Origin of the sequence: Brevibacterium metallidurans (genome assembly GCF_037101285.1) — a bacterium.
GTDB classification, from domain to species: domain Bacteria; phylum Actinomycetota; class Actinomycetes; order Actinomycetales; family Brevibacteriaceae; genus Brevibacterium; species Brevibacterium metallidurans.
Genome location: NZ_BAAAAF010000001.1, coordinates 181,442 through 194,955 on the forward strand (window position 1 = coordinate 181,442; position 13,514 = coordinate 194,955).

At 65.5% G+C, this 13,514-nt stretch carries 12 protein-coding genes; 6 read left to right on the forward strand and 6 right to left on the reverse strand.

The features are described 5' to 3' along the window. Window positions 1-28: 28 nt before the first annotated feature. Window positions 29-778 (reverse strand): DeoR/GlpR family DNA-binding transcription regulator, encoded by a 750-nt coding sequence (locus AACX88_RS00800; protein ID WP_339391202.1) that lies wholly within the window; start codon window positions 776-778, stop codon window positions 29-31. A 25-nt stretch (window positions 779-803) separates the two neighbouring features. Here AACX88_RS00800 and AACX88_RS00805 point away from each other — a divergent pair, with 25 nt between their 5' ends. The 4 genes from AACX88_RS00805 to AACX88_RS00820 all read left to right on the forward strand — a co-directional run bounded on the left by AACX88_RS00805 (window position 804) and on the right by AACX88_RS00820 (window position 6,465). Next, complete coding sequence (locus AACX88_RS00805; RefSeq protein ID WP_339391203.1) at window positions 804-1,958, forward strand: 2-hydroxyacid dehydrogenase; 1,155 nt, start codon at window positions 804-806, stop codon at window positions 1,956-1,958. Continuing rightward, a complete protein-coding gene (locus AACX88_RS00810; protein WP_339391204.1) occupies window positions 1,955-3,388 on the forward strand; it encodes a xylulokinase in 1,434 nt (477 codons plus the stop codon). Before AACX88_RS00805 ends, AACX88_RS00810 begins: the two co-directional genes overlap by 4 nt. 59 nt (window positions 3,389-3,447) lie before the next feature. Further along, window positions 3,448-4,209 carry a DeoR/GlpR family DNA-binding transcription regulator gene (locus AACX88_RS00815; protein WP_339391205.1) on the forward strand — a complete coding sequence of 254 codons (762 nt, stop codon included), beginning with the start codon at window positions 3,448-3,450 and terminating at the stop codon, window positions 4,207-4,209. Window positions 4,210-4,422: 213 nt separating this feature from the next. Next, the gene (locus AACX88_RS00820) at window positions 4,423-6,465 is read left to right on the forward strand and encodes a bifunctional aldolase/short-chain dehydrogenase (protein WP_339391206.1); all 2,043 of its coding nucleotides are present in this window, start codon (window positions 4,423-4,425) and stop codon (window positions 6,463-6,465) included. 204 nt (window positions 6,466-6,669) lie between these two features. Here AACX88_RS00820 and AACX88_RS00825 read toward each other — a convergent pair whose 3' ends face one another. Both AACX88_RS00825 and AACX88_RS00830 read right to left on the reverse strand, forming a co-directional pair. Continuing rightward, window positions 6,670-7,692 carry an NADP-dependent oxidoreductase gene (locus tag AACX88_RS00825; protein ID WP_339391207.1) on the reverse strand — a complete coding sequence of 341 codons (1,023 nt, stop codon included), beginning with the start codon at window positions 7,690-7,692 and terminating at the stop codon, window positions 6,670-6,672. 15 nt (window positions 7,693-7,707) lie between these two features. Next, window positions 7,708-8,838: a DUF402 domain-containing protein gene (locus AACX88_RS00830; protein WP_339391208.1), complete on the reverse strand. Its 1,131-nt coding sequence runs from the start codon at window positions 8,836-8,838 to the stop codon at window positions 7,708-7,710. Window positions 8,839-9,050: 212 nt separating this feature from the next. Here AACX88_RS00830 and AACX88_RS00835 point away from each other — a divergent pair, with 212 nt between their 5' ends. Continuing rightward, window positions 9,051-9,950, forward strand: coding sequence for an amidohydrolase family protein (locus AACX88_RS00835; protein ID WP_339391209.1), 900 nt, complete (start codon window positions 9,051-9,053; stop codon window positions 9,948-9,950). Window positions 9,951-9,960: 10 nt separating this feature from the next. On the opposite strand, the gene AACX88_RS00840 is transcribed toward AACX88_RS00835, so the two are convergent. Continuing rightward, entirely contained in the window at window positions 9,961-10,506 is a 546-nt protein-coding gene (locus AACX88_RS00840) for a DUF421 domain-containing protein (protein WP_339391210.1), read from the reverse strand. Between the two features lie 194 nt (window positions 10,507-10,700). On the opposite strand from AACX88_RS00840, the gene AACX88_RS00845 reads away from it, so the two are divergent. Beyond that, window positions 10,701-11,672, forward strand: coding sequence for a capsular polysaccharide synthesis protein (locus AACX88_RS00845; RefSeq protein ID WP_339391211.1), 972 nt, complete (start codon window positions 10,701-10,703; stop codon window positions 11,670-11,672). Between the two features lie 35 nt (window positions 11,673-11,707). Here the strand turns inward: AACX88_RS00845 and AACX88_RS00850 are convergent, their stop codons facing one another. Beyond that, complete coding sequence (locus AACX88_RS00850) at window positions 11,708-12,451, reverse strand: SDR family oxidoreductase (RefSeq protein ID WP_339391212.1); 744 nt, start codon at window positions 12,449-12,451, stop codon at window positions 11,708-11,710. Between the two features lie 84 nt (window positions 12,452-12,535). Further along, complete coding sequence (locus tag AACX88_RS00855) at window positions 12,536-13,513, reverse strand: DUF4097 family beta strand repeat-containing protein (protein WP_339391213.1); 978 nt, start codon at window positions 13,511-13,513, stop codon at window positions 12,536-12,538. Window position 13,514: the final 1 nt, after the last annotated feature.

Consider the following 13,514-nt stretch of genomic DNA (forward strand, 5'->3'; position numbering starts at 1 on the left):
TCGATGCCTGCCGCCGGCGCAGCAGTTGTCATACGACGTTCGGAATCGAAGTCCGGTACGGTCCGAGCTGCTCGGACTCGGGATCGAGTTCAGTGGCGAGAGTGGCGATGTCCTCGATGCGCACTGCCGACGCTGTTGCCTCTTTGCCCAGCTTCTGTGAGTGGACTCCGACGACGACTTCCGTGGCCGCTCGTGAGAACGCCCTTTTGACCTCCGCTTCCTCGAAGGTGTCCTCTGAGCATCCGCGTTCGTCGATGGCCGCCGCCGAGGCGAAGAACAGTGGGAATCGCATGGTCTCGAGCGTGGCAGAGGCTACTGGCCCAACGAGAGAGTCGCTGCGCTCATCGGCCGTTCCGCCGGTGAGCACGGCGACGACTCCCGGCCTCCTCTGCAGGGCTTCGAAAGTGAGCAGGCCGTTCGTCACCACGGTCAGCCGACCAGAACCGGTGAGCATGCTTGCCAGCCGATGCATCGTCGTCGACGAGTCCATGGCGATCACGCCTTCGGACGGCACCAACGGCAACAGCTTCTCGGCGATGAGTCGCTTCTCAACCGCATGGCTGCGGTCGCGATTCTCAAAGCTCATCGGACCGGCCGTCACTGCCCCGCCGCGAACCCGACGGGCCAGCCCGACCGATTCGAGGACGTCAAGATCTCGACGGACGGTCATTTCGCTGACACCCAGAGCCTTGGCAGCACCGACAAGCGAGACCGAATCAGCGGTCTTGAGCTCGGCCACCAGCCAGTTGCGTCGTTCCTCCGATGCCAATGAACCCATGATCCAATCCTAAGGCGGCCGGCCCGTGACCGGCGGACACGTCACCTCGGCCCCATCGAAGCGCCGATCAGTTCCAGCACAAGCAATCCGAAAGAAGAAGGCAATGACAGTGAAGGTCCTCGCAGCCGGCGACAATTTCATCCTCCCCGAAACGTTCTCCAAGGCACTCGCATCAGAACTGGGGGATCGCGTCGACATCAGCGAACTCCTGCTTCCTTGGCCGGACACGCCTTTCGGTGCGGTCGGCGAAGTCGACGAAGCATCAGGAACAGAGGAGGAGCTGATCGCTGCATTGGACGGACGAGACGCGCTGGTCACCCAGCTCGCCCCCGTTACGGAACGCGTACTCGACGCGGTCCCCGGGCTGCGCTTCATCGGAGTGTCTCGCGGAGGCCCGACCAATATCAACGTCGAGGCGGCCCGTGCACGCGGAGTGCTCGTCGTCAACGTTCCCGGTCGCAACGGGATCGCTACCGCTGAGATGACCTTGGGCCTGATCCTGTCAGCATTTCGTCGCATCCCCCTCGCTCACGGCACCCTGCTCAGACGCGAATGGCGAGGAGATTTCTACCGCCACGACCATGTGGGACGTGAGGTGTCGGGCTCGACGATCGGCCTGGTGGGCGCGGGAGCCGTGGGCTCTCACGTCGCGAAGGTGCTCGCCGCGATGGGAGCTGAAGTCATCGTCTACGATCCTTATCTGCCTGCAGGCGCCCTCAAGGGAACCGCGACGGTCGTCTCGGATGTCGACGACCTCTTCGCCAGAGCGGATGCTGTGTCGATTCATGCCCGTCTCACTCCGGAGACCGCGCAACTCGTCGATGCACGACGGATCGGACTGATGCACCCTGGCAGCATCCTCGTCAATGCCGCCCGAGGCGGACTCGTCGATTACGACGCCGTCGCAGATGCGCTCGAATCCGGCCAGCTCGGCGCTGCGGCATTCGATGTGTTCCCCGACGAACCCGTGAATATGGATGAGCGGATCCTTCAACTCGCCCGACAGGGCTACGACGTGGTCTGCACGCCCCACATCGCTGGCGCCAGCACACAGACGGCTGAACGCGCTGCCAGCGGTGTCGCTCGCGAACTGCGACTCGCCCTCGACGGCGCACAGCCGATGCACCCGCTCACCGACGCACAGCCCTTCGTCACCTCAACCGCAAGGGCCGAGAGATGAGCACGGCAATCCTTCTCGGCATCGACGTCGGCACATCCGGAGTCAAGGTGGTCGCGTCGACTCTCGACGGCAGAATGCTGCGCGACGGCGTTGCACGCTACCCCACCGCCGTCGGCACCGGTGACAGCGGCGCCGAACAGGATGCCGAGGCTTGGTGGTCGGCCCTGGCGGAGATCTGCAGCAGGGTCGTGGCTGACTCCCCAGTGGCGTCTGTGGCTGTGACCAGTCAGGCACCCACATTGGTTCCCATCGACGACGAGGGCCAAGCAATCGGACCCGCGCTCACATGGCTCGACCGACGCGCGGTCGATCAGGGTGCGCGGATCGCTCAGATCGCTCCAGGACATCGGCACGGCAGTGACCCGTTCTTCGGCACGGCCAAGCTCGCATGGCTGATCGAAGAGCGTCCCGAGATCGCCGCGCGGACAGAGCAGGTGCTCAGCGCCAATGGATTCATCGCGTTCAGACTCACAGGGGCTGCGACCCTCGACGACAGCACGGCGTCGCTCATGCAGGGCTTCGACGAAACGACCGGTCGGTTCGACGATCGCCTGCTGGGGACCGGACTTGGCGTCGAGCTCCTCCCTGAGGTGGTACCGACAACCGAAATCATCGGGCATGTCACCGCCGACGCTTCGGCTGCCACCGGAATACCCGAGGGCACTCCGGTGGCGGCCGGAGCCATCGACTCGGTAGGCAGTGCACTGGAAGCCGGGGCACTCGAAGTAGGCGACCCCCTCGTCGAGATGAGCGGGTTCTCCAGCGTGACCATGCTGGCGGTTCCCCGCGCAACAGCGGTGCCCGGGTTCATCCATTCTCGGCACTGCATCCCAGACGTCGACCTCCTCATCACCGCGCAGGTGACTGCCGGCGCGACTGTGGACTGGCTCAACCGCACCGTCGGAGGAGACAGCGATCTGCGCGAAATCGGTCCCCTGAGGCAGCGTTCGCGTCCTTCGCGCCTGACATTCGTTCCCGCACTCGCCGGTGAGCGCACGCCGAGCTGGAATCAACGCACGCGTGGGCTCATCGACGGCATCGACTTGGCCAGCGACGGAGTCGACATCATGCTGGCAGCCATGGAAGGCAATGCCTTGGCCCTGGCCACGGACATCGGGGTGCTACGGGAGCGAGGCTTCGATGTCCGGACGATGCTCAGCACCGGCGGCGGCTCGGCGTCCGATGTCTGGATGCAGATCAAAGCGGACGTACTCCAGTTGGGGGTCGGGCGACCGCGAGCAGGACACGGTGCCGCACACGGTGCGGCCTTCCTCGGCGGGATCTCGGTCGGAATCCTAGGCATAGACGACATCCGGGGGTTCGGTGGCGAAGTCGAGTCGACATTCACTCCGGATCCGATGAAGGCATCGCCCTATGCGAAGAAGCTCAAGCGTTTCGAGACATTGCTCGAGATGGCGCGGAATCGATAACGGCCGCGAGCGACATCCTGTCCGCCGGAGGCACGCCCAGTCGGTTTAGGATGTGGACCATGCCCATCGGCTCGAGTCTTTCATCGCAGGAGCGTCGCCAGCGCCTCCTCGCCATGCTCGATTCCGGCGGTGAGATCCGAATCGACTCCTCCGCCGAGTCATTGGATGTCTCGACCATGACCATCCGTCGAGACCTCGGCGACCTCGAAGCCGAGGGGCTGCTGCGTCGGGTCAGAGGCGGCGCTGTGCCCGCCGTTTTCGCGAGGCCTCACGAACAGAGACAAGCAGTCCGCGCCGCGGCGAAGGCCGTCATCGCACAGAAGGCACTTCCCCTCGTCCCCGCAGAGGGCTTCGTTGCCTTCGACGCCTCGAGTACGATCACGACTCTGGCTGACGTCATAGGACCGCGCGATGGTCTCACCGTGCTGACGAATTCGGTTCCGACCGGGGAGGCACTCGACCGGTGGGCGGGTGTCGACGGCCTGCTCACAGGCGGACGACGTGATCCTGCCACCGGGAGCCTCGTCGGCGAATTGGCAACGAGGAATGCAGGCGCCTTCCACACTGAGGCGTTCTTCGCATCAACCGGAGGGCTTGATGCGGAGATCGGATGCACCGAAGTGTCACTGGCAGAGGCCGAGGTGAAGATGGTGCTGTCCGAGCGAGCGCGCACGACGATTCTCTGCGCAGACTCGTCGAAGCTCGGTCAGAGGTCGACCGCCTCGTCGCTCTCACTCGACGGCGTTACTGTGCTCGTCACCGAACTGGATCCCCGTGATCCTCGCCTCGACGCGTTCAGGGACCTCGTCGAACTCCGGTGACCGACATCCCACACGGGATGAATCACATCGAGTTCCACGCGAGCGCGCTCACTGCGACTCGTCTCCGTCCACCTCGGCGAACCCCTCCCACATCATGCATCTCTGCGGTGCTCAGTCATCGCTGTGAAATTCCAGGAACGCATGGCGCGGAATGTTATTTGATGTTACTTTTAACATGTTCAAACATATGACCACCCATGCAAGGGAGCACTCGTGGCAACCGTCAACAACACAGTGGAACAGCTCGTCCAGCGATCGAACTCTCTCGGAGCAGATCCGCGCAACACCAACTACGCCGGAGGCAACACCTCGGCGAAGGGCACCGACATCGATCCCGTCACGGGAGAGGACGTCGAGCTGCTGTGGGTGAAGGGGTCAGGAGGAGATCTCGGAACGCTGACCCCGGAAGGCCTCGCGGTGCTTCGCCTCGACAGGGTGCGCGCCATGACACAGACCTACCCCGGTGTCGACCGCGAAGACGAAATGGTAGCCGGATTCGACTACGCGCTGCACGGCAGAGGCGGAGCTGCCCCTTCCATCGACACGGCAATGCACGGTCTCGTCAACGCCGATCACGTCGACCATCTCCATCCTGACTCCGGCATCGCGATCGCCACGTCCGCCGACGGGGAGGAACTGACCAGGAAGATCTTCGGCGACAAGGTGCTCTGGGTGCCGTGGCGTCGGCCCGGATTCCAACTCGGACTCGACATCGCCGAGATCAAGGAGGCCAACCCGCAGGCAGTCGGCGTCATCCTCGGCGGTCATGGCATCACCGCGTGGGGCGACACCTCGGCGGAATCCGAAGCGAACTCGCGGTGGATCATCGACACTGCTGCGAAGTACATTGAGGATCACGGCAACGCGGAGCCCTTCGGTGCGACTCGGGCGGACTACGCGGCCCTTCCCGAGGACGAACGCCGCAGCAAAGCGGCTCGGCTTGCTCCGCATCTGCGTGGGATCGCGTCTCACGATCACGCGATGGTCGGCCACTTCACCGACTCCGATGCCGTCCTGGAATTCCTTGCGGGAGACAAGCTGTCCGCGCTCGCCGAGCTGGGAACGAGCTGCCCGGATCACTTCCTGCGCACCAAGGTCAAGCCGTTGGTCATTGATCTGCCGTCGGAGACCCCGGTGGACGAGATCCTTGCAGCCCTGCCGGCCTTGCACGAATCCTACCGAGCCGACTACCGCGCATACTACGATCGTCACGCCGCCTCGGATTCTCCGGCGATGCGCGGGGCAGATCCCGCAATCATCCTGGTCCCGGGGGTCGGAATGTTCTCCTATGGGGCGGACAAACAGACTGCCCGCGTAGCTGGAGAGTTCTACGTCAACGCCATCAACGTGATGCGCGGCGCAGAGTCTTTGTCGACCTACAGTCCGATTTCGGAATCGGAGAAGTTCCGCATCGAGTACTGGTCGCTCGAAGAGGCCAAGCTGAGACGAAAGCCTGCCCCGCGACCGATGGCGTCGCGAGTCGCATTCGTCACCGGCGCCGCGAGCGGAATCGGCAAGGCGATCGCCTCTCGACTGGCAGAGGAAGGGGCCTGTGTGGTCATTGCCGACCTCGATCTTGAGAAGGCGCAGACTGCAGCGGCCGAGCTCGGTACCAGCGATGTCGCCTTCGGCGTCGCCGCGGATGTGTCGAATGAATCGGATGTGCAGGCAGCGCTCGCCGAGGCGAGCCTGGCGTTCGGAGGTGTCGATCTGGTCGTCAACAATGCCGGTCTCTCCCTGTCGAAGCCGCTGCTCGAGACTTCCGAGAAGGATTGGGATCTGCAGCACGATGTCATGGCCAAGGGATCCTTCCTGGTTTCGAAGAATGCTGCCCGGATCCTCATCGACCAGGGAATGGGAGGCGACATCGTCTATATCTCGTCTAAGAACTCGGTCTTCGCCGGCCCCAACAACATCGCCTACTCCGCGACCAAAGCCGATCAGGCCCACCAGGTTCGACTGCTTGCAGTCGAACTCGGCGAGCATGGAATCCGCGTGAACGGGATCAATCCCGACGGCGTTGTCCGTGGATCGGGGATCTTCGCCGGAGGCTGGGGAGCACAGCGAGCCAAAACCTACGGGATCGACGAGAAGGACCTTGGGAAGTTCTATGCGCAGCGGACGATTCTCGGCCGCGAGGTCGTCCCAGAGAATGTCGCCAACGCTGTGTTCGCCCTGTGCACGTCCGACTTCTCACACACGACGGGGCTCCATGTTCCCGTCGACGCCGGAGTCGCGGCCGCGTTCCTGCGCTGAGGCAAATGCGTCCCGCGGGTTCTGGCGTCCATTGCGACTGAGAAGAACCCGCGGACGGCGCTCAGCCACGACCTCGGTCCCGCCGAGGTGTTCGCGCACTTCGCCTGATGCAGTTCAGGCCGAGGTCTCAGGCCGCATAGACGTCCTGTGCGCTACCAAGGACGATTCTCCTCAGATCCCTGCGGATCCTCAGCTGCGAACTCCCTACTCCGGCGCCCCCACCGCGACGACCATCTTGCCGAAGTTCCCGCCGGTGAGCAGCTCGTTGAAGTACTCGGGCGCCCGGTCGAGTCCGGTGCGGATGTCCTCGCGGTAGCGGATCTTGCCCTCCTGGATCCACGTGCTCATATCGTCCATGAACTTCTCGCCGAGGCGGTCGACGAACTCGGTCTGGATGAACCCGCGGACCGTGAGCGAACGCCGCAGGATCGTGCTCATGAGCAGTCCGGTGCGGTCGGGTCCCGGCGGCAGCTCGGTGAGGTTGTAGCTCGAGACGAGACCGCACACCGGGACTCGGGCGAACGTGTTGAGCAGGGGAAGGACGGCTTCGAAGACCTTCCCGCCGACGTTCTCGAAGTACACGTCGATGCCCTGGGGGACCGCCTCGGCGAGGTCCTCCTTGAACGTCGGCGAACGGTGGTCGAGGACGATGTCGAAGCCGAGCTCCTTGAGGTGGTTGACCTTCGCAGGCCCGCCCGCGATGCCGACGCTCGTGGCCCCGACGATGTTCGCGATCTGCCCGACGACCGAGCCGACGGGACCCGACGCCGCAGCCACCGCCACGGTCTCCCCGGGCTTGGGCATGCCGATCTCGAGCAGCCCCGCATACGCGGTGAACCCGGGCATGCCGAGGACGCCGAGCGCGGTGGACACGGGCGCGATCTCGGGGTCGATGCGGCGCAGCTGGGACGCGTACTCGATCGAGTACTCCTGCCAGCCGCCGTAGCCGAGCACGATGTCACCGGGGTCGAAGTCCGGCGAATTCGATTCGATCACCTCGGACACGGTCGCCCCGACCATGACCTCGCCGATCTCGACGGGCTTCGCATAGGATTTCGCGTCCGACATGCGTCCGCGCATGTAGGGGTCGAGGGAGAGATAGAGGGTGCGCAGCAGAACCTGGCCTTCGCCGGGAGCCTCGAGCGGGACCTCGTCGAAGAGGAAGTTCTCCGCGGTGGGTGCGCCCACGGGACGGGAGTTCAAACGGATGCGGTGGTTCGTCGTCATGACGGCGGTGTCCTTTCAGCGACTGTCCGGTCTGGTATAGCAACCCGCGGGGATGCGTCGATGTTCCCGCTGACCTGCAGAGATCTCATTCGCCGAGGTGGCTGCACCGTTTCCGTCGACTCTGACCGGGGCGGCCGCACCGTTTCTGTCGGCTCTGTGGTCTGCCTCGGCTCTGACATCTTCGCCGGCCGGGTTGTCTGCGACGATGAGGGCAGGGCCGAGGAGAAGCGGCTCCTCTGTCGTACCTTCCTCGGTTCCCGCGGGTCCGACTCCGGGTCTCTCTCCAGTCCCTCCGGGTCGCGATTCGCCCCGCGCGGCTCCTGCCCCGAATCCCGCGAGCTCGAGCGCGAGCCTCTCCCACTTCGCATCGAAGGCCCACCTGAACTCCTCGAGCCGGTCGAGGACAAGTGCACCGTTGGTCCGCACGATGTCGGTCCACTCACGCGGCCAGTACCCGTACTCGCCGGCAGCCGTGATCTCGTGGACGTCCTTGAAGACGGCGCCCCGGCTGTTCAGGCTGCCGTCGATCGCGTGGAGCGGCTCCTCGGGGAGGGGGAACGTGATGTCGAGGATGAGATCGGAGGTGTAGACCGCCTCGGCGGTGCGGCGATGGACGGTCTCGAGGTTGATGTACCACTCGAGCTTCACCGGCGATTCGCCGCGGCCGGCACCGTCGGTGGGCCCGTCGGTGCCGGTAGGACGATGAGCGTCCGTGGACCCGCCGCGAACGGCGGGACGATCGGTCGCCTCGGCGGGTTTGACGAGCACCCACACGGAGAACGGCGCGTGCGTCGGGGCGATCTTGAGGACTCCGTGCCCCTGCCAGACAGCGGGGACTTCATAGCGGCCGGGTGCCTCGGCGCGCGGGCGGAACCGGACGTCGAGAGGCACGTCGTGAGCGTTGAATCCCTCCCAGCCGACGAGGCGAGTGTCCGTGACCGCGGTGCCGCCGGGCATCCACAGCACGGCACCGTCGGGTCCGTCTTCGATGACGCGCATCGGCCGCCGCACCTCGACGTGGTCGATGTCGAAGTCGAAACGCCTGTAGGTCCAGGTCACAGCCGTACCCGGGGACCAGAACGGCGCCTCGCCGAGGCGGCCGGCACCGGGCGGGACGGTGAGCTCGAACGGATCGGTGAACTCCATGTCCGCAGTCTAGGGTCGCCGACTGCGCGCACACTGAGGGTCGGCTCCGGGTCGCCTCCGACAGTTCGGCGGTCAGTCCGTTCCTCGGGCAGCAGGGCGGGCGGTTCGTCGGTTCGCAAGGCCAAAGGCCATCGGGCAGACAGTTCGTCGGGGACGCTGTCCGCCCCGCGTCGGTCCCTGCCCGTGTCCGTACCGATGGGTAGGGTGGGGTCATGATCGCTCCTCCCCGCACCGATGCGGAGATTCCCGGCTACGTCGAGGCGCTCGGGTTGCCCGGTCTCGCCGACATCCATGTGCATTTCCTCCCGCAGAACGTCCTCGACAAGGTGTGGTCGTACTTCGACGACGCCGAGGCGCACTACGGCAGGCCGTGGCCCATCCACTACCGCGATGACACGCAGACCCGCCTGCAGACCCTGCGCCGCTTCGGCCTTCAGGCAATCCCGGCCCTGACCTACCCGCACAGACCCGGGATGGCGGCGTGGCTCAACGACTGGAACCGTGAGTTCGCCGCGGAGCATCCCGACGTCGTCCACTGCGCGACGCTCTACGCCGAGCCCGAGTCCGCGGACTATGTGACCGGCGCTCTCGCGGCGGGTGCCCGGCTGTTCAAGGTCCACGTCCAGGTCGGCGGGTTCGCTCCCGACGATCGGGTCCTCGACCGTGCGTGGGCGGCGCTCTCGGAGGCGCAGGTGCCGATCGTCATCCACGCCGGTTCCAAGCCGCTGCCGGGCGCCTTCACCGGCCCGGAGGCGATCGCGCGCGTGCTCGAGCGCTTCCCCGCCCTCAACTTCGTCATCGCCCACATGGGCATGCCCGAGTACGACGAGTTCGCCGATCTCGCCGAGGCGTACAGCGGAGTCCACCTCGACACGACGATGTACGTCTCCGGGTTCTTCTCGCATCCCGCCGAGGTGACCCCCGCCTTCCGCGAACGCCTGGTCACCCTGCAGGACAAGGTCGTCCTCGGCTCCGACTTTCCGAACATCCCCTACCCGTACGCCGATCAGCTTGCGGGCCTGGCCGCGCTCGGACTCGGCGACGACTGGATGCGCTCGGTCCTGTGGGACAACGGGGCGAGGCTGCTCGGGCTCGGGACCGGCAAGGACTGAGAGGAGGTGGTCACCTGACGTCGTCGCGCGGCACCCGGTCGGCTCCGACGACGCCGTGGAGGAGCGCCTCGTCGATCGGGGCACCGTGCCTGATGACGCTGATCTGCCCGGTCGGTTCGAGGATGACGCACGCGACTTCGCTCATGGCTCGGATGCCGGACATCCGCAGCTTCGAGATGATCTCGACACGGTCGACATGCGCGCGGGCCATGGTGTCGGTGAGGAACTCGCCGTCGGCGACGAGCACGATCGCGGGACTGTTGACGATGCCCTCGATGCGGGCGTTGCGCCGCGCTCGACCTGTCACCGCCTGGAGGACGAGCAGGGTTCCCACAGCGAGGACGCCTGCGACCAAGGTCGGTGTGTTGCCGAGGATGGACCGCCCGACGATCGCACCCAGAGCGATGATCCCCGCCAGATCGAAGCTCGACAGGCTCGTGAGCGTCCGCTGCCCGAAGAGCCTGACCACGACGATGATTCCGAAGTAGAACACGGCGCACGAGATGATGATGCGCAGCGCATCGAAACCGTCGAGCCCGAAGTCGTACCATTCCATGCAGGCCACCTCCCGGAGGTGATCCTACTCGGTGGGAACCGGTGCCCTGATGGTTGTGTCATCTGCGGTGATCGCGATGCCGCAACCATCGGATTCGTGCTTCACTCAGTGTCCGCCGCCTGGTCTAGAGTGGGGAACCCGCAGCGGACCTGCAAGCAGGTGTCGCGCACTCGTCGATGAATGGAACACGTGAGATGAGACTGACGAAGGAACCTTCTCCGGAGAAGATCCTGGCCGGCCTGCAGGCGCAGATCGAGCGCTCCGGACGCTTCGCCTCGACGATCGACCCCGTTGCCGCTCTGCAGACCTTCGACCGTCTCATCCGCCTGCTCCAGCCCCGGCTGCCCGACATGCGACGCAGTGTCGGGCTGCCTGCCGCCCCACCGCCTTTCGCCGCTCTCCGCGCACGAGTCGAAGCGCGCCGTCGGTTCAGAGACAAGGAGGTCCCGTCGGATCGCGTCTTCACCTACTGCAACACCTCAGTGAAATCGGCTCCGCCGCTGGTCCAGGCCTGCCTGGCCAATATCGCCCGGGCCTATCCCGCGCTCGAAGTTCTTGACGGCCGCTCTGTTCGCACGCTCATCGACATCCCGGAACGCATCTCGACGCTGCTTGAGAACGACCGTCCCGCGCACTTCTCCGACTACATCCGCACTCGCATCCTCGAGGAGCACGGCGGACTGTGGTTCGATGCAACGGCGTGGGTCGGGCACAACCTGGACAAGGAGCTGCAACGCCGCTATCTGCGGGCGGGGACGATCTTCCCGCGGTGGACGAAGCTCTCGATAGCGAACTGGTTCATCGCTTCGCAGCAGGGGTCGGTGCTGCTCGGTATGCAGAGGCGCGCACTCGACGAATGGTGGAACCACAACGACGATCTGCCCGATTACTTCCTCTATCACCGGATCTTCGAAGTCCTCCAGGTGATGGTTCCCGAGGTTCGCGGGCAGTGGGACGCGGCGCCTCCGCTCTCGGCAACCTCGGCGCATCTGCTGCAGCTCGAGATGATGCAGCCGTGGCGACCCAACACGCTGGCAGACATCGACGCCGTCGCACCGTTGCAGAAGCTGAGCTACAAATACGACACGGTTCCCGAAGGCTCGGTGCTCGAGCGCCTCATCGCCCCGTACGACTCGACCCCGCCGACAGACCAGGCCAGTACGTAGACAGGTCGCTGGCGCGGGACGGTGGTCGACTCACCTCAGCGCGTACGCAGCCATTCGTCGACGGTCACGGCCGACAACCTCGGCGCTGGAGGAATGAGCCCATCGCCCGCGGTCGGTCCCGGAAGCGGCACGGGCACGACTCTTCGGGGGCGACGTCCCTGGGCGTCGGCGCGGGCGATCTTCGCAGCGATCGCCGCCAGGTCGCTGATCTCGGGCCCGGCGACCTCGAGTGTGCCGCGCTCGCCTGCGTCGATGGCCTCGGCCATCATGCGCGCGGCCTCGTCCGCGGCGAGCGCCCGGACGCGCATCTTCGGAACGAAGGTCACCGGACCTGCGTTCACCGTGGCGGTTTCGGCGAGTTCGTACCACTGCGTGGAGCGGAACATCAGGAGCTGGTCGGCGGGAATGAGCCGACGGTAGACCCGTTCCTGCACCTCTTTGCCCTGGTAATAGGCGAAGAGCTTCGACTCGGCGACCTCGGGACGGAAGGCGATCGACAGGCACACCATCGCCGCTCCTGGATTCTCCGCTGCCGCGAGAGCGATCGAACGCGAACTGCGGGAGAAGAAGTCGAGCGCCCGGTGCCGGTTGTTCGTCATGAGGTTGACGCAGTCGACGAGGACATCGCTGCCCTCGGCCGCCTCGGTGACGCCCTCACCCGTGTAGGTGTCGACGCCGATCCCCCGGTGCGCGGCGATGACCGAATGACCCTGCGCGCGCAGGCGGGTGACGAGGCGCGAGCCGAAGGTGCCGGTGGCCCCGTAGACCGTGATCTGCATGGTGCGTCCCCTCTGCCGGAGCCGTCCGGCTGGTGCGAGCCGATCGATGCCGGCCGGCCGATTCGGGCCACCGGCTCGGCTCGATCAGTTCTGGTCGATCGTGACCGTGCCCTGGTCCGAGGTCGCCGAGACCGGGATGACGGTCTTGCCCTCGGCGTCCTTCGAGTTCTTCGTCGCGTCGTACTTCTCGAGATCCTTCTTCAGGTCGACCCGACCCTGGTTCGACTTCGCGGTGATCTGGTAGAACAGCTCCCCCGCCTCGGCGTCGGAGGCATTCTGATCGTCGCCGTCTGGGCGAGTCATATTCGCTTTGACGAGCTCGAGCCGAGGCAGGCGCAGATCGATCGTGCCTTCGTCGGACTTCGCGGTGATCCCCGAGGCGGGCACCATGTCATTGGAGAAGTCGAGGCTGATCGACCCCGCACTCGACGTCGCATCGATGCGCTCGCGCACCCGCAGATCGGAGCCGTCGATGGTGCCGGAATCGGACTTCGCGTCCACAGTGCCGTACGTGCCCTTGAGCGTCGTCTGACCCCATTGCGTCGTCGTCTGTACCCGGGCGAACGTGCCGTCGAGCTTGATCGAGGACGCCTCCGAATCGGCCCTGACCTCGTTGTACTCGCCTGCCACAGAGACGTCGCCGAGGCCGCCGGAGAACTCGAGGTTCGTGTCCTTCGACGTCGCCTTGGGCACCGTGACCTGCAGTTTCGCCTTCTCGAACGACGTCACATCGTCGATCGCGATGGTCGAGGTACCCTCTGATTCGTCGACGCGCAGCTGCGGCAGGTTGTCACGGGGACCGACGCCGGTGAGAGTGACCTCGGGGGCACGGACATCGCCGGTGCGCACCGAGACATCGGCTCCGGTGTCGAGGGAGACGCGGATGTCGCGGGTCGCGCTCGGCAGCTGCTCGGTCGATTCGAGTTTCGTGAAGCTCAGACGCGAGGTCGCATTGGCAACGGTGACCGCGAGCGGGATGAGGAGGAGGACGGCGGCGGCGATGATGAGGACGGCGCGCAGACCCGAACGGGCCGAAGGGCTGACGCGGACTGTGGCTGGCATT